The sequence below is a fragment of the Streptococcus thalassemiae genome (assembly GCF_903645285.1).
GTDB lineage: Bacteria > Bacillota > Bacilli > Lactobacillales > Streptococcaceae > Streptococcus > Streptococcus thalassemiae.
Genome location: NZ_CAHJXN010000001.1, coordinates 440,249 through 457,549, shown reverse-complemented (window position 1 = coordinate 457,549; position 17,301 = coordinate 440,249). Strand labels below are relative to the sequence as shown.

The 17,301-nt window shown below is 39.3% G+C and carries 10 protein-coding genes and 2 pseudogenes; all 12 read left to right on the top strand.

Going from position 1 to position 17,301, the window contains the following annotated elements; translation table 11 throughout:
* Nucleotides 1-24 precede the first annotated feature (24 nt).
* The 12 genes and pseudogenes from HWX15_RS02385 to HWX15_RS02330 all read left to right on the top strand — a co-directional run bounded on the left by HWX15_RS02385 (nucleotide 25) and on the right by HWX15_RS02330 (nucleotide 17,262).
* Nucleotides 25-885 (top strand): YihY/virulence factor BrkB family protein, encoded by an 861-nt coding sequence (locus HWX15_RS02385; RefSeq protein WP_175880160.1) that lies wholly within the window; start codon nucleotides 25-27, stop codon nucleotides 883-885.
* A gap of 210 nt (nucleotides 886-1,095) precedes the next feature.
* On the top strand, nucleotides 1,096-1,806 hold the full coding sequence (gene ccdA2 / locus HWX15_RS02380; RefSeq protein ID WP_175880159.1) for a thiol-disulfide oxidoreductase-associated membrane protein CcdA2: 711 nt from the start codon (nucleotides 1,096-1,098) through the stop codon (nucleotides 1,804-1,806).
* Nucleotides 1,807-1,825: 19 nt separating this feature from the next.
* Nucleotides 1,826-2,392 carry a TlpA family protein disulfide reductase gene (locus tag HWX15_RS02375; protein ID WP_050105147.1) on the top strand — a complete coding sequence of 189 codons (567 nt, stop codon included), beginning with the start codon at nucleotides 1,826-1,828 and terminating at the stop codon, nucleotides 2,390-2,392.
* A gap of 10 nt (nucleotides 2,393-2,402) precedes the next feature.
* Nucleotides 2,403-3,515 (top strand): peptide-methionine (R)-S-oxide reductase MsrB, encoded by a 1,113-nt coding sequence (msrB, locus tag HWX15_RS02370; protein WP_175880158.1) that lies wholly within the window; start codon nucleotides 2,403-2,405, stop codon nucleotides 3,513-3,515.
* 70 nt (nucleotides 3,516-3,585) lie between these two features.
* Nucleotides 3,586-4,323, top strand: a complete 738-nt coding sequence (locus HWX15_RS02365; RefSeq protein WP_175880157.1) for a response regulator transcription factor — start codon at nucleotides 3,586-3,588, stop codon at nucleotides 4,321-4,323.
* Nucleotides 4,320-6,002, top strand: coding sequence for a cache domain-containing sensor histidine kinase (locus HWX15_RS02360; RefSeq protein WP_175880156.1), 1,683 nt, complete (start codon nucleotides 4,320-4,322; stop codon nucleotides 6,000-6,002). Before HWX15_RS02365 ends, HWX15_RS02360 begins: the two co-directional genes overlap by 4 nt.
* Nucleotides 6,003-6,125: 123 nt before the next feature.
* Entirely contained in the window at nucleotides 6,126-6,689 is a 564-nt protein-coding gene (locus tag HWX15_RS02355; protein WP_061438789.1) for a TIGR01440 family protein, read from the top strand.
* 21 nt (nucleotides 6,690-6,710) lie between these two features.
* A complete protein-coding gene (locus tag HWX15_RS02350; RefSeq protein WP_175880155.1) occupies nucleotides 6,711-12,581 on the top strand; it encodes a ZmpA/ZmpB/ZmpC family metallo-endopeptidase in 5,871 nt (1,956 codons plus the stop codon).
* 194 nt (nucleotides 12,582-12,775) lie between these two features.
* Nucleotides 12,776-13,603, top strand: a pseudogene (locus HWX15_RS02345) (ZmpA/ZmpB/ZmpC family metallo-endopeptidase); the annotation flags it as partial.
* 69 nt (nucleotides 13,604-13,672) lie between these two features.
* Complete coding sequence (gene pabB / locus HWX15_RS02340) at nucleotides 13,673-15,391, top strand: aminodeoxychorismate synthase component I (RefSeq protein WP_175880153.1); 1,719 nt, start codon at nucleotides 13,673-13,675, stop codon at nucleotides 15,389-15,391.
* A 108-nt stretch (nucleotides 15,392-15,499) separates the two neighbouring features.
* Nucleotides 15,500-16,138 (top strand): annotated as a pseudogene (locus HWX15_RS02335) (excalibur calcium-binding domain-containing protein); the annotation flags it as partial.
* A gap of 164 nt (nucleotides 16,139-16,302) precedes the next feature.
* The gene (locus HWX15_RS02330; RefSeq protein WP_175880151.1) at nucleotides 16,303-17,262 is read left to right on the top strand and encodes an ROK family glucokinase; all 960 of its coding nucleotides are present in this window, start codon (nucleotides 16,303-16,305) and stop codon (nucleotides 17,260-17,262) included.
* Nucleotides 17,263-17,301: the final 39 nt, after the last annotated feature.

Below are 17,301 nucleotides of genomic sequence, written 5' to 3'. Positions count from 1 at the left end.
AGATTATAAGTGAAGGAGTGTGACATGAAGAAGTGGTGGAAAGAGCTGATAGACAAGCCTTTATTAAAAGCCTTTTTGCATTATTATCAAGCATCAGATAGTGAGTTGACCAGTGTCGCAGTAGCCTACTATTGGTTGATTTCGATTTTTCCACTTCTTTTGGTGGTGGTCAATATCCTCCCCTATTTTCAGATTCCTGTGGGAGAATTTCTGGGATTTGTGAAAGACGTCCTGCCTCCAAGCCTCTATGAAGGTGTGGAAAAAATAGCCAGAGAAGTCTTGACCCAACCTTCAACAGGTTTATTGAGTTTTTCTGTTTTATCGGCGTTATGGAGTTTTTCAAAATCTATGAATTTCTTGCAAAAAGCTTTTAACAAGGCTTATGGCGTCGAAAAGAGTCGTGGACTTATTTCCCATCAGATGGTGAGTCTCCTAGTCAGTTTTGGTTTACAGCTCCTCTTTGCTTTTGCCTTGTTTTTGAGCTTGTTTGGGCAGATGATTTTGGATTTACTTGCTCATTATTGGACAAAAGATGGCATTATCTATCAGGCTTTACAAGGGTTGGCAGGTCCTCTGACTTACGCCCTGCTCTTTGCTATCTTGGTCATGCTTTATTATTTTCTTCCCAATCTATCTAACAGGAAACTTAGTTATACCCTACCAGGTAGTGCCTTTGTTCTCTTAGTGATTTTAGGTTTACTAACTCTGTTCTCTAGTTATCTCAATTACTATGTCCATCATTTGGTGGACGTCCGAATTTTAGGTTCTGTTCTTCTTGTTGTTATGATGTTTTGGTTTATCTTGATTGCTAAAATTGTTATCCTAGGCGCGGTGATCAATGCCAGTGTGCAGAGTTTGAAAGATCCTAGTTTTAGAAAAGACTAACTATTTATCCATTACAAAAGCGCATAGTATCAAGGTTCTATAAAGCCTTGATACTATGCGCTTTTGTGCTTTGACAGTTTTTTGTATAGTTTTTGTCCAAGATTTCTAAATTATCTGATTAAATTCCTATTTTTCCCTATCATTGTCCCTGTTTTTTCGAAAATGGAAGGAGTATAATAAATCTATCAATAAAATGATAGGAGGAACTTTATGGGTCATATTTTCTTTTTTCTAAGTGTCTTTTTGGCAGGGATTCTATCCTTCTTTTCTCCTTGTATCTTACCCTTGTTACCAGTCTATGCAGGGGTGTTACTAGATGATAAGGATGGTGCTCAGGCTTCTAGCAACAAATTTTCAATCTCAGTTACTAGTTTATTGCGAACTCTGGCCTTTATAGCAGGAATTTCCTTTATCTTTATTTTACTAGGCTATGGAGCTGGTTTTTTAGGCGATTTGCTTTATGCTTCTTGGTTCCAATATGTGACGGGTGCGGTTATCATTCTCTTAGGCTTGCACCAGATGGAGATTCTAAGCTTTAAGGGGCTTTATAAGGAAAAGAGGTTACAACTGCAAGGACAGGGGCAAAATGGTAAGGGCTATAGTCAGGCATTTTTATTGGGTTTGACCTTTAGTTTTGCTTGGACGCCTTGTGTAGGGCCGGTTCTTGGCTCTGTTTTAGCCTTGGCGGCTTCAGGTGGTTCAGGAGCTTGGCAGGGAGCGGGTCTCATGTTGGTGTACACGTTGGGTTTGGCGCTACCATTCTTGCTTCTAGCTCTAGCCTCTAGTTATGTTTTGAAACATTTCCGAAAACTTCATCCCTATCTCGGAATCCTCAAAAAAGTGGGTGGTTTTCTCATTATTGTGATGGGACTCTTGGTTCTATTTGGAAATGCTTCAATTTTAAGTCAATTATTTGAATAAAATGGAAAGGAATATCAGTATGAAAAAATGGCAAACATGTGTTCTTGGAGCAGGTTCGCTCCTTTGTTTGACGGCTTGTTCAGGCAAGTCCATGACCAGTGAACACCAAATGAAAGATGAGATGAAGATGGAGCAGACAGCTAGTAAAACAAGCACGGCTAAAGGGAAAGAAGTGGCTGATTTTGAGCTAACTGGAGTAGATGGCAAGACCTATCGCTTGTCTGATTACAAGGGAAAGAAAGTCTATCTCAAATTCTGGGCGTCTTGGTGCTCCATCTGTCTGGCTAGTCTTCCAGACACGGATGAAATCGCTAAGGATGCTGGTGATGATTATGTGGTCTTGACAGTAGTATCACCAGGACATAAGGGAGAGCAATCTGAAACGGACTTTAAGAACTGGTATAAGGGATTGGATTATAAAAATTTCCCAGTCCTAGTTGACCCATCAGGCAAACTTTTGGAAACTTATGGCGTTCGTTCCTACCCAACTCAAGCCTTTATAGATGGTGAAGGAAAATTGGTCAAAACCCAACCAGGTTTTATGGAAAAAGATGCGATTTTGCAAACTTTGAAGGAATTAGCCTAGGAGGTGTCCTATGAATGATAAGCTAAAAATCATCTTGTTGCTAGGAGTATTTTTCCTAGCCATAACCGGTTTCTATTTTCTATTGATGCGAAATGCAGGGCAGACAGATAGCTCGCAAATTGAGAAAGCATCAGTTAGCCAAGGAGGAAAAACAGTGAAAAAAACAGAAATTAGTAAAGACGCAGACTTGCATGAAATTTATCTAGCTGGGGGATGTTTCTGGGGAGTAGAGGAATACTTCTCCCGCGTTCCCGGAGTGACAGATGCCGTTTCAGGTTATGCAAATGGTAGAGGGGAAACAACCAAGTACGAATTGATCAACCAAACAGGACATGCGGAGACTGTCCATGTCACCTATGACGCCAATCAAATTTCCCTCAAGGAAATTCTGCTTCATTATTTCCGCATTATCAATCCAACCAGCAAAAATAAACAAGGAAATGATGTGGGAACCCAGTACCGTACTGGTGTTTATTACACAGATGACAAGGATTTGGAGGTAATCAACCAAGTCTTTGATGAGGTGGCTAAGAAATACGATCAACCTCTAGCAGTTGAAAAGGAAACCTTGAAGAATTTTGTAGTGGCAGAGGATTACCACCAAGACTATCTCAAGAAAAATCCAAATGGCTACTGCCATATCAATGTCAATCAGGCTGCCTACCCTGTCATCGATGCCAGCAAATATCCAAAACCAAGTGATGAGGAATTGAAAAAGACCCTGTCACCTGAGGAGTATGCAGTTACCCAGAAAAATCAAACAGAGCGAGCTTTTTCAAACCGCTACTGGGATAAATTTGAATCTGGTATCTATGTGGATGTGGCAACTGGAGAACCCCTCTTTTCATCAAAGGATAAGTTTGAGTCTGGTTGTGGTTGGCCTAGTTTCACCCAGCCCATCAGCCCAGATGTTGCTACCTACAAGGAAGATAAGTCCTACAATATGACACGCATGGAAGTGCGGAGTCGAGTGGGAGATTCTCACCTTGGGCATGTCTTTACGGACGGTCCACAGGACAAGGGCGGCTTGCGCTACTGTATCAATAGTCTTTCCATCCGCTTTATTCCCAAAGACCAAATGGAAGAAAAAGGCTATGCTTATTTACTAGATTATGTTGATTAAGAAGTCTTTCCTAAGCAGTTAGAGGAGAATTTTGCTATACTGATACTAGTAAGTGGTAAAGGAGCGGAGCATGACCTACACAATCTTAATCGTAGAAGATGAATATCTGGTAAGACAAGGCTTGACTAAACTGGTTAATGTAGCAGCCTACGATATGGAAATCATCGGTCAGGCTGAAAATGGAAGGCAGGCTTGGGACTTGATACAAAAGCAGGTGCCAGATATCATTTTAACCGATATCAACATGCCTCATCTAAATGGTATCCAGTTGGCCAGTCTGGTCAGAGAAACCTATCCTCAGGTTCATTTAGTTTTTTTGACAGGCTACGATGATTTTGATTATGCCTTGTCTGCTGTCAAACTCGGTGTGGATGACTACCTGCTTAAGCCCTTTTCTCGTCAGGATATTGAGGAAATGTTGGGGAAAATCAAGCAAAAGTTGGATAAGGAAGAGAAAGAAGAGCAATTACAAGATTTATTGACCGATAAGTTTGAAGGAAACATGGCCCAGAAAATCCAGTCCCATCTGGCTGATAGCCAATTTAGTTTAAAGTCTTTGGCCAGTGACTTGGGCTTTAGTCCAACTTATCTGAGTTCCTTGATTAAGAAAGAGTTGGGCTTGCCTTTTCAGGATTATTTGGTGAGAGAACGTGTCAAACAAGCCAAGCTCTTGCTTCTGACCACGGATTTAAAGATTTATGAGATAGCCGAAAAGGTTGGTTTTGAAGATATGAACTATTTTACCCAACGCTTTAAGCATATTGCAGGTGTGACACCTCGTCAGTTTAAGAAGGGGGAAGGTCGATGAAGCGTTCTTCTCTCCTAGTCAGAATGGTTATTTCCATCTTTCTGGTCTTTCTCGTTCTCCTAGCTCTGGTTGGGACTTTCTACTATCAATCTAGTTCATCAGCCATTGAGGCTAGCATTGAGGGCAATAGCCAGACGACTATCAGCCAAACTAGCCACTTTATCCAGTCTTATATCAAAAAATTAGAAACCACCTCGACCGGTTTGACCCAGCAGACGGATGTTCTGGCCTATGCTGAGAATCCCAGTCAAGACAAGGTCAGGGGAATTCGAGATCTATTTTTAACTATCTTGAAGGCAGACCAGGACTTGAAAGCTGTTGTACTGGTCACCAAATCAGGTCAGGTCATTTCTACAGATGACAGTGTGCAGATGAAAACTTCCTCTGATATGATGGCTGAGGATTGGTACCAAAAGGCCATTCATCAGGGAGCCATGCCCGTTTTGACTCCAGCTCGTAAATCAGATAGTCAGTGGGTCATTTCTGTCACTCAGGAACTTGTTGATGCAAAGGGAGCCAATCTGGGCGTGCTTCGTTTGGATATTTCCTACGAAACTCTGGAAGCCTATCTCAACCAGCTTCAGCTGGGTCAGCAGGGATTTGCTTTTATCATCAATGAAAATCATGAATTTGTTTACCATCCTCAACACACAGTTTATAGTTCGTCTAGCGAAATGGAGGCCATGAAACCCTATATTGAGACAGGGCAGGGCTATACTCCAGATCACAAATCCTACGTCAGTCAGGAAAAGATTGCTGGAACTGATTGGACGGTGCTTGGTGTGTCTTCGTTGGAGAAGTTAGACCAGGTTAGGAGTCAACTCATGTGGACCTTGCTTGGGGCCAGTGTCACATCTCTTCTTGTCTGTCTCTGCTTAGTGTGGTTCAGTCTTAAACGCTGGATTGCTCCTTTAAGGGATTTGAGAGAAACCATGCTGGAAATTGCTTCTGGTTCTCAAAATCTTCGTGCCAAGGAAGCTGGTGCCTATGAACTGAGAGAAGTAACTCGCCAATTTAATGCCATGTTGGATCAGATTGATCAGTTGATGGCAGCTATTCGCAGGCAGGAAGAAACGACCCGTCAGTATGAACTTCAAGCCCTTTCGAGCCAGATTAATCCACATTTCCTCTATAACACCTTGGATACCATCATCTGGATGGCTGAATTTCAGGATAGTCAGCGTGTGGTTCAGGTGACCAAGTCCTTGGCAACCTATTTTCGCCTAGCGCTCAATCAAGGTAAAGATTTGATTTGCCTGTCTGATGAAATCAATCATGTTCGCCAGTATCTCTTTATCCAGAAACAACGCTATGGAGATAAGCTGGAATACGAGATTGAGGAAAATCCTGCCTTTGATAATCTGGTCTTGCCTAAGCTGGTGTTGCAACCTCTGGTAGAGAATGCTCTTTACCATGGCATTAAGGAAAAGGAAGGTCAGGGCCATATTAAAGTCTCTGTCCAGAAACAGGATTTAGGATTGATCATCCGTATTGAGGATGATGGTGTTGGTTTCCAAGATGCTGGTGATAGTAGTCAAAGTCAACTCAAACGTGGAGGAGTTGGTCTGCAAAATGTTGATCAGCGACTCAAACTTCATTTTGGAGACAATTACCAGATGAAGATTGATTCTAGGCCCCAAAAAGGGACGAAAGTGGAAATATACATAAATAGAATATAAACTAGCTAACTCCCAGTCAATTCTGGGAGTTTTATGCGTAATTGGGCAAGCTTTCTAGGTTGTCTATCTTGCTAAAAACAAGAAAAAACGGTATGATAGATAGTGACAAAAGAGGTGGCAGAGATGAACGAGACACAGATTCAAAGAGAAACACGTCAGGTATTAGAAGATGTTTTAGAAAAGGCCAATTTGAAGCAGGGGGCCCTTTTTGTTTTAGGTCTATCTTCTAGTGAGGTGATAGGTGGTCAGATTGGGAAAGAATCCAGTCAAGAGATTGGTGAGCTGATAGTGGAGACTATCTTGGGTATTCTAGGTAGTAGAGGTATCCATTTAGCCGTTCAAGGTTGTGAACATGTCAATCGTGCCCTCGTTGTTGAACGTCAGGTGGCAGAGCAGTTTGGTCTGGAAATCGTCAGTGTCCTTCCAACTCTTCATGCAGGAGGTTCGGGGCAGTTAGCAGCCTTCAAGTTTATGCAGGATCCAGTTGAGGTTGAATTTATCAAGGCTCATGCTGGATTGGATATCGGAGACACTGCAATTGGCATGCATGTCAAGCATGTTCAGGTTCCGATTCGCCCTCTTTTGAGAGAGATTGGTCATGCCCATGTAACGGCGCTGGCTAGTCGTCCAAAATTAGTCGGAGGTGCGCGTGCGCACTATCCGCAAGATTCTATCAGAAAGTCGTGAGAATGAATAAAGGAGATGAAAGTGTTTAAAAAAGACCGTTTTTCAATTCGTAAGATTAAGGGAGTTGTAGGTTCTGTATTTCTTGGAAGCCTTTTGATGGCTCCTTCTGTAGTGGACGCAGCCACCTATCACTATGTAGATAAAGAGGTTATTTCACAAGAAGCTAAGGATTTAATCCAGACAGGAAAGCCTGATGGAAATGAAGTTGTATATGGTTTGGTGTATCAAAAAGACCAGTTGCCACAAACAGGGACAGAAGCATCTGTTTTGACAGCTTTTGGTTTACTGACTGTTGGGAGCTTGCTTGTAATCTACAAGAGAAAGAAAATTGCCAGCGTCTTTCTAGTTGGAGCTATGGGATTGGTAGTTCTTCCTAGTGCAGGAGCTGTAGACCCAGTTGCTACTCTAGCACCGGCTAGTCGAGAGGGTGTTGTTGAAATGGAGGGCTATCGCTATGTTGGTTATCTATCAGGTGACATCCTCAAAACGCTTGGCTTGGACACTGTTTTAGAAGAAGCCTCAGCTAAACCTGGAGAGGTAACTGTGGTCGAAGTTGAGAAGCCCCAAGTAACAATAAATCAGGAGCAAGCTAAGCCAGAAAACCAAGCAGTAGAGACAGAGGAAGCTCCAAAAGAAGAAGCACCTAAAACAGAAGAAAGTCCAAAGGGAGAACCAAAATCGGAGGTAAAACCTACTGACGAACCCCTCCCTAAAGGAAAAGATGAAAAAGAAGCTTCAGCAGAACCAGCTCCAGTTGAAGAAGTAAGTGGAGCAGTTGATTCAAAAATAGATGAACAAGCACCAGTCAAGCCAGAAAGTCAACCATCAGATAAACCAGCTGAGGAGCCAAAAGTTGAACCACCAGTAGAACAACCCGTGCAACCTACACAACCGGAGCAACCAAGGATACCAAAAGATTCATCACAACCAGAAGTTCCTAAAGAAAATAGGGGAGCGGAAGAGACACCGAAACAAGAAGATACACAGCCAGAAGTAGTAAAAACAAAAGATGAGGCTGCTAATCAACCTGTTGAAGAACCAAAAGTTGAAACGCCTGCTGTAGAAAAACAAACAGAACCAGCTGAGGAACCAAAAGTTGAACAAGCAGGTGAACCAGTCGCGCCAAGTGAAGGCGAAAAGGCACCAGTCTCTCCAGAAAAGCAACCAGAAGCTTCTAAAGAAGAGAAGACTGCGGAAGAAACACCGAAACAAGAAGAGTCAACTCCAGATACCAAGGCTGAAGAAACTGTAGAACCAAAAGAGGAGACCAAAACAGCTAAGGGGACGCAAGAAGAAGGCAAAGAAGGTCAAGCACCAGTACAAGAAGTAAATCCAGAATATAAAGTAACAACAGGTACAGTTGAGAAGTCTACCGAAAGTGAATTAGATTTCACAACAGAAGTAGTTCCGGATGACACAAAATATGTAGATGAAGAAGTTGTTGAACGTCAAGGGTCTAAAGGAGTTCAAGTTACGAAAACAACTTACGAAACAGTGGAAGGTGTAGAGACAGATAAAGTTCTTTCTACAACTACAGAAGTAAAAACGCCTGCCGTTTCTAAAGTCGTTAAAAAAGGAACAAAACCAGTTGAAGGAACAACAATTGAAACAAGAGAAGAAGCCATTCCTTTTGCTACAAAAACAGAAGATGATGACACTTTAAAACGTGGAACAACTAAAGTTGCTCAAGAAGGTGTAGATGGCAAGAAACAAATTACCAAGACATATAAAACGATTCGCGGAGAAAAAACAAACGAAGCTCCAACAGTAGAAGAAAAAGTTATCTTACAACCTCAAGATAAAATTATCAAACAAGGAACAAAAGGTTTAGAAAAACCAACATTACAATGGAATACAACAGATAAAGATGAATTGAAGAAGAGCGCTACCGCTAAATACACTTTAAATAAACCAGTTGGAGTTACGATTAAATCGATTAAAGTTGCTTTAAAAAATGAAGCTGGTGAAGTAGTTAAAGAAGTTGACGTGCCGGAAAATGATTTACAAGCAACATTAAAAGACTTGAAATATTATAAAGGCTACACTCTATCTACAAAAATGGTTTATGATCGTGGAGAAGGCGAAGAAACTCAAACATTAGAAGATAAAAAAATTCAATTAGATCTTAAAAAAGTTGAAATCAAAGATATTCGAAGGACTGATTTAATTAAATATGATCAAGAAACAGAAACGAATGAATCTAGATTAAAATCAATCCCAGAGGATAAGAGTAAATACTACTTAAAAGTCACTTCACATGATCAAAAATCAACATTATTAGCAGTGAAAAATATTGAAGAAGTAACCGTTGATGGAAAACAAATGTATAAAGTAACTGCAACAGCAGATAATTTAGTTGGGCGTCAAAAAGATCAAACATTTGAATCTGAATATACTCATTACATTGAAAAATCAGTTGCAGCTAACGGAAATGTTTATTATGATTTTGAAGATTTAGTTTCAGCAATGCAAAAAGATCCAGCAGGAGAATACCGATTAGGTCAAAGTATGAGTGCTAGAAATGCATCTGCGAATGGAAAATCGTATATCACGAGTGAATTTACAGGAAAATTATTAAGTGAAGACGGAAAACGTTATGCTATTACAGAGTTAGAACGACCTTTATTCAATGTTATTAAGAATGCTACTATAAAAAATATTAATTTTGAAGATGTCGATATCGATCGTAAAAATGATGATGGTGTTGCTACAATAGCAAATACAATGAATGGCACTTCTGTCATTGAAGATGTTAAAATTACAGGTTCTGTTATTGGACGTAATAATGTAGCGGGTGTTGTTAATAATATGAACGATGGAACTCGCATTGAAAATGTTGCATTCATCGGAAAATTACATGCAAATGGTTCTATGTTAGGTGGTATTGCTGATAAAAATTATCGAGGCATTGTAACGAGAACTTATGTAGATGCAACATTAACAGGTAATAACGTAAGAGCAAGCTCACTAATTCCATATGTTGAATACGGAATGGTAGGCGATTATTTAACTGGAACTAAAGGAAACTTGACCAAATCTGTTGCCAAAGGAATGATTAATGTAGTTACGCCAGTACAAACTGGAGCGTTTGCAAGTAAGACATGGCCTTTTGGTACAGTAAAAGATAATGTTAGTTATGTAAAAGTGAAAAATGCAGAAATGTTATTTGGTTCAAATGATATTGATGATGATTATGCACATCCACAAATTGATAAATTATACAGTGTAGCTGGATATAGTGAAGGTAAAAAGTCATACACTAAATATCCTAATAAACAAATTGAATTGACAAAAGAAGAAGCTGATGAAAAAGTAGCTAGCTATAATATTACTGCTAATACTTTTGAAAGCGAAAAATCACTAGTGGCTACATTAAACGCAACAGTGTCTCAAAATTCTGCTTATAATCAAATCCAAGATTATAACGATGAATATAAATTAGCATATAAGAATTTTGAAAAATTACAACCATTCTATAATAAAGAATATATTGTACATCAAGCTAATAAATTGGATAAATCACATAACTTAAATACGAAAGAAGTTCTTTCTGTAACACCAATGCATGATACAAAATTCGTTACAAATTTAGAAGAAGTGAATAAAATTATGATTCACTATGCGGATGGAACAAAAGAATACTTAAATCTATCTGGCAGTACAGAAGGATTAAGTAATGTTAAAGAATACACTGTAACAGATTTAGGAGTTAAATATACATTAAATATTGTTCAAAAAAATTATGATGGTTTAGTGAATGGAATTGTTTCAAAATTAAGTCCGATTGAATTACAATCAGATGTTATTTATAAACACTTTAACCGACCGGGAGCAGGAAGATTTGATGCGGTGAAAAATCTTTACTTAGAAGAAAGCTTTGATTATGTGAAGAATAACTTAACAGAACTAGTGACTAAGTTAGTTCAAAATGAAAATCATCAATTAAATGATTCTCTAGTAGCACAACAAATGATTTTAGATAAAGTTGAAAAGAATAAAGCGGCTTTAATTCTTGGATTAACGTATCTACATCGTTATTACGGAGTAAAATTTGGAGAGGTAAATATTAAAGAATTAATGTTATTCAAACCAGATTTCTATGGTAAAAACGTAAGTGTATTGGATCGATTGATTGAGATTGGTTCAAAAGAGAATAACCTCAAAGGGAACCGTACGCAAGATGCATTCCGTGAAGTCTTAGCGAAGGATACATTGTCTGGTAATTTACATCAATTCTTAGATTATAATCGTAAATTATTTACAAATATTGATAATATGAATGATTGGTTTATTGATGCAACGAGAGATCATGTATATGTTTCGGAACCAGAGACAACGACGGAAGATTTTAAAGATAAGAAACATCGTGCTTACGATGGATTGAATAATGGTACCCATGCTAAGATGATTTTACCGCTTCTAAACGTAAAGAATGCGCATATGTTCTTAATTTCAACTTATAATACATTAGCCTTTAGTTCATTTGAGAAATATGGCAAGATGACGGAAGAAGAAAGAAATGCATTTAAACCGGAAATTGATAAGGTGGCTACAGCTCAACAAGCGTACTTAGACTTCTGGTCTCGATTAGCGTTACCAAATGTTCGAGAACGTCTGTTGAAGAGTAAAAATATAGTACCAACTCCGGTCTGGGATAATCAATTATATCCAGGTGTATCTGCAAATCGTCTAGGGTATTCAAATCAAGGAACAGCAATTGCACCGATTCGGGAAGTGTTCGGACCGACAGGAACATATCATAATACTGATACACGTATGGGGGCAATGGCATCTATCTATGATGATCCGAATAGACCTGAAGCATCAGTATTCTTTATGCTTACCAATATGATTAGTCCGTTTGGGATTTCAGCTTTTACGCATGAAACGACACACGTTAACGACCGTATGGCTTACTTAGGTGGATGGAGACATCGTCCGGGAACTAATGTTGAAGCGTTTGCGCAAGGAATGTTACAATCGCCTTCTGAAATTGGGCACCAAGGAGATTATGGAGCGTTAGGATTGAATATGGCTTACATTCGTCCAAACGATGGAAATCAATGGTATAATACAAATCCAAACGAATTAAGATCACGTGAGGAAATTGATCATTATATGAAAGGCTATAATGATACGTTAATGCTCTTGGATTATTTAGAAGGGGATACGGTTGTTAAACAGCAGGATACAGCATTAAAACACAAATGGTTCAAGAAGATGGACAAACAACTACGAAATCCAGCTAACTCTAAAGATCAATGGGACAATGTTCGTCCGTTGAATGATACTGATAAACAAGTACCGCTAAATTCTGTCGATGATTTAATTATGAACAATTTCATTACAAATCGAGATTTCCATGGTTTATATAAACCGGAAGACTTCCAAACAGCATATGTCAATGTTCGAATTACCGGAGGAATCTATGGAGGAAATACGAGTGAAGGTTCTCCAGGAGCATTATCATTTAAACACAATACATTCCGTCTGTGGGGATACTATGGATATGAAAAAGGGTTTGTCGGTTATGCATCAAATAAATATAGTGCAGAAGCTCGAAAAGAAAATAAAGTATTAAGTGATAGCTATATTATTGAAAAAATTTCTGAAGGTGAATTCCATACTTTAGAAGATTGGAAGAAGGCATATTTCAAAAAAGTTGTAGCCCAAGCTAAAGATGGGATACATGAATTTGAGATAGACGGAAAAATCATTTCATCATATGCGCAATTGGAAACACTATTCCAAGAAGCAGTTCAAAAAGATAAAGAAGAAATGGCTAGAACAAGCAAAGAATCATATACAAACACAGTTTCACTGAAAGAAAAAGTCTTTAAAAAATTATTACAAGCTACAAATAGTTTTAAAGAAGAAGTTTTTACAAAATAAAATTTTAGTGTTAAGGAGTTTAGGTGAAAGCCTAGCTCCTTTTTGTGGCTCTGCTAATTTCCAACGTTTGCTCCTAATATATATTTGGTATACTACATAAAGTAACGTGATTGCTAATTTTAAGAAAAGGAGTCTAGTAAATGAAAATTGCGATTGTAACGGATAGTACTACGTATTTGACACCAGAAGAACTCCGTGAGAAAATTGACCACTACATGAAGAACTATAATGAATCTATGATGATGCTTGATTACTTAGAAGCTGAATCTGTAATTAAGAAAAACACTGGAACTAACGATAAGTGGTTCAAGAGAATCGATAAGAAATATCGTGAAAAAGCTAGCTATAATAAGTTAGAAGGTGCACCACATCAATGGGATCTAGTTCGTGATTTAAACGATACTGAGAAGACTATGGCTCTTACAACTATCGATCAACTAGTTGATAATAACTTTGCAACTAAACATGGTGTAGGTAATGGTAGATATCGCCCTGAAGACTTCGGTTCTGCATATGTTAATGTTAATATGATGGCTGGTATCTATGGAGGTAACTCAAGTGATGGTGCGCCAGGTGCCTTATCATTTAAACACAATGCCTTCCGTATGTGGGGTTATTATGGATATGAAAATGGATTCATCGGATATGTTTCTAATAAATATAAAGCTGAAGCCAATAAAGAAAAACAATCAACATTGAGTGATAAATTTATTATTGATAAAGTTTCTGGTGGTACATTCCAAACCCTGGAAGAATGGAAAAAAGCTTGGTATGGGGAAGTTCTTACAAAAGCTCAAAGAGGATTTACAGAAATTAATATTGATGGAGAAAACATCTCTACGTATAGTAAATTACAAGAATTATTCAAAGAAGCTGTTACTAAAGATTTAACAGAATTAAACGATAATAGTATTAAAGACAAATATCGAAATACGGTTGCTTTGAAATCAAAAATATACAAACAAGTCCTTAAAAACACAGACGGTTTCTCTGGTGATCTATTTACTGCACCACAAGCATAGGGATGAATAAAGTCGTAAAAAGGTAGATTAAGTTTTTCTTGATCTGCCTTTTTATGCTATACTTGAAATATGCATAGAAAAACAGTGATTGATTTTAGGGCTTTGGGGGAGAGATACACCTTCACCCATCCTATCAAAGAGTTAAAAACGAGAGATTTAGCGGAAGTAACAGCCTTGCTGGCACAAGTGGAAAGCTACCAAGAGCAGGGCTACTATGTGGTGGGCTATGTCAGCTACGAGGCTGCACCTGCTTTTGAGGAGAAATTAGCAGTTCATAAGGCTCCTCTACTGGGCGAGTACCTGCTTTACTTTACTGTTCATGATAGCGTAGAAACTTCCCCTATTCCTCTGACTTATGATGAGGTTGATTTGCCTTCAAATTGGCAGGAAGTAACGTCTGCAGCAGACTATGAAAAGGCGATTGCTCAGATTCACCATCATTTGCGGCAGGGGGACACCTATCAGGTCAACTACACCGTCCAACTCAAACAAGATTTAAGCGCCAATCCTTTTGCTATCTACAATCGCATGGTGGTAGAACAGGAGGCGGGCTACAATGCCTATGTGGAACATGACGAGATGGCAGTGATTTCCATGAGTCCAGAGCTCTTTTTTGAGCAAAATGGCCGCGAGTTGACAACGCGACCAATGAAGGGAACGACTCAGCGTGGCGTGACCGACCAAGAAGATCTTGAACAGGCCAGTTGGTTGGAGCAGGATCCTAAAAATCGCTCTGAAAATATGATGATTGTGGACCTCTTGCGCAATGATATGAACCGTATTTCTGAAGTGGGAAGTGAGCACGTGGAGCGTCTTTGCCAAGTGGAACAGTATTCAACTGTTTGGCAGATGACTTCGACTATCAAGAGTCAGTTGCGAGAGGATGTGGACCTTGTTGAAATTTTCCGCTCACTCTTTCCTTGCGGATCTATAACGGGCGCACCCAAAATTGCGACTATGGAAATCATTAAGGACCTGGAGCCACAACCGCGTGGAGTCTACTGTGGAACGATTGGTCTCTTGCTTCCAAATGGACTACGGATTTTTAATGTCGCCATTCGGACCATTCAACTGCATCAAGGGAAAGCCATCTATGGAGTTGGCGGAGGCATTACTTGGGATAGCACTTGGAAATCTGAATACCGAGAAGTTCATCAAAAAGCAGCTGTACTTTATCGTAAACAAGCTCGTTTCCAACTGATTACAACTGGAAAAATCAGTCAGAAGAGCTTGCTATTTGAAAATCAACATATAGAAAGACTGAAAAAAGCAAGTCGATATTTTTCCTTTCCTTTTGATGCAGAAGACTTAAGACAAAAGATAGAGGAAGAGTGTCAGGCTTGTGATGCTAATCAAGATTACCGCTTGCGAATTTCTCTCAGCAAATCTGGAAAGATAGAACTCAGTCGTCAAGTATTAACACCTCTTAGTCCAAGTTTTTGCGAGGCCAAACTTTGTCTTCAGGAAGCCAATTTGCAACAAGCCTTTACCTATTTTAAAACGACTCACCGACCGCATTTGAGCCTAGGGGAACAAGAGATTATTTACCACAATAAGTCAGGAGAACTGCTTGAAACCTCTATCGGAAATTTGGTTCTGAAAATCGCTGGAAAACTCTACACACCGCCTATCCGATTTGGAATCTTGCCAGGAATTTACCGTCAGCATTTGCTGGAAACAGGACAGGTAGAAGAGAAAGCCTTGACCTTGGCAGATTTAGCCCAAGCAGAAGCTATTTACGGCTGTAATGCAGTGAGAGGATTGTATGAGTTATTTATTCAAAAATAAGAATTGTAATGAAAAGTTATAAGAACTAGGATTGATTTTTCCTTGAATTGAATAAATAAATCTGATAAAATAAACATGAAATCGATATCATAATTATGGGAGAAATAAATGAACAAACGTCTATTTTTTAAAATGAGTTTGGCGACGTTGTCAGTTTTAGCTTTGCTTTCACAATCTGTTTTAGCAGAAGAAAACATCCATTTTTCTAGCTGTAAGGAAGCTTGGGCTAATGGCTATTCAGATCTTCATGAGGGGGATCCTGGTTATTCTGCCAAGTTAGACCGCGATCATGATGGTGTGGCTTGCGAATTGAAAAATGCTCCTAAGGGTGCTTTCAAAACAAAACAATCAACTGCGGCTCAAAACAATACAAGTTCAGCAACAACAAGTGGCTGGGTTAAGCAGGATGGTGCTTGGTATTACTTTGATGGAAATGGCAATCCAGTGAAAAATGCATGGCAGGGAAGCTATTACCTGAAAGAAGATGGTCAAATGGCACAGAGCGAATGGATTTATGATTCTTCCTATCAAGCTTGGTATTATTTGAAATCAGATGGATCTTATGCAAAGAATGCATGGCAAGGAGCTTACTACCTTAAGTCAAACGGTAAAATGGCACAAGGTGAGTGGGTTTATGACTCTTCTTATCAAGCCTGGTATTACTTGAAATCAGATGGTTCATACGCTCGCAATGCATGGCAAGGAAATTACTATTTGAAATCAGATGGTAAAATGGCTAAGAATGAGTGAGTTGATGGAGGCCGCTACTATGTAGATGCCTCAGGTCTCTGGAAACCATAAATCAGATAAAATTTAGAAAGTTAATGCAAACCTTTGCATAAGTAAATGAATTTTGTTATACTAGTGCTGTAAGCATTTTCAATTATTATACAATGAAAAAGGAGAATATGATGAGTCAAAAGATTATTGGGATTGACCTTGGTGGAACTTCTATCAAATTTGCAATCTTGACAACAGCAGGAGAAATCCAAGAAAAATGGTCAATCAAGACCAGCATTTTGGATGAGGGAAGTCATATCGTAGATGATATGATTGAGTCTATTAAACACCGTTTGGACTTGCTTGGATTGACAGCAGAGGACTTCCAAGGTATTGGAATGGGATCACCAGGTGTGGTTGACCGTGAAAAAGGGACTGTTATTGGTGCCTACAACTTGAACTGGAAAACCCTTCAACCAATTAAAGAGAAAATTGAAAAAGCCTTGGGCATTCCATTTTTCATCGATAATGATGCCAACGTGGCAGCTCTTGGTGAGCGCTGGATGGGTGCTGGAGATAACCAACCAGATGTTGTCTTTATGACACTTGGTACAGGTGTTGGTGGTGGTATTGTCGCAGAAGGCAAATTGCTTCACGGTGTTGCTGGTGCAGCAGGTGAGCTTGGCCACATCACTGTTGACTTTGACCAACCAATTGCATGTACTTGCGGTAAGAAAGGTTGCCTTGAGACAGTTGCTTCAGCAACAGGGATTGTCAACTTGACTCGTCGCTATGCCGATGAATACGAAGGCGATGCAGCCTTGAAACGCTTGATTGATAACGGAGAAGAAGTAACTGCTAAGACTGTCTTTGACCTTGCAAAAGAAGGAGACGACCTTGCTTTGATTGTTTACCGTAACTTCTCACGTTACTTGGGAATCGCTTGTGCCAACATCGGTTCAATTTTGAACCCATCAACAATCGTCATCGGTGGTGGTGTGTCAGCTGCGGGAGAATTCCTTCTACAAGGTGTTCAAAAAGTTTACGATGAAAATAGTTTCCCACAAGTACGCACATCTACTAAATTAGCTCTTGCAACTCTAGGAAATGACGCTGGAGTTATTGGAGCAGCATCACTTGTATTGCAATAAAATAAAAAAGGAGAAAGTTGCTTTCCAGAAGCGAGTGAT

Coding starts and splice junctions, on each gene's coding strand:
- HWX15_RS02385 (WP_175880160.1), top strand. CDS start 25: ATGAAGAAGTGGTGGAAAGAGCTGATAGACAAGCCTTTATTAAAAGCC.
- HWX15_RS02360 (WP_175880156.1), top strand. CDS start 4,320: ATGAAGCGTTCTTCTCTCCTAGTCAGAATGGTTATTTCCATCTTTCTG.
- pabB (WP_175880153.1), top strand. CDS start 13,673: ATGCATAGAAAAACAGTGATTGATTTTAGGGCTTTGGGGGAGAGATAC.
- HWX15_RS02375 (WP_050105147.1), top strand. CDS start 1,826: ATGAAAAAATGGCAAACATGTGTTCTTGGAGCAGGTTCGCTCCTTTGT.
- msrB (WP_175880158.1), top strand. CDS start 2,403: ATGAATGATAAGCTAAAAATCATCTTGTTGCTAGGAGTATTTTTCCTA.
- ccdA2 (WP_175880159.1), top strand. CDS start 1,096: ATGGGTCATATTTTCTTTTTTCTAAGTGTCTTTTTGGCAGGGATTCTA.
- HWX15_RS02330 (WP_175880151.1), top strand. CDS start 16,303: ATGAGTCAAAAGATTATTGGGATTGACCTTGGTGGAACTTCTATCAAA.
- HWX15_RS02355 (WP_061438789.1), top strand. CDS start 6,126: ATGAACGAGACACAGATTCAAAGAGAAACACGTCAGGTATTAGAAGAT.
- HWX15_RS02365 (WP_175880157.1), top strand. CDS start 3,586: ATGACCTACACAATCTTAATCGTAGAAGATGAATATCTGGTAAGACAA.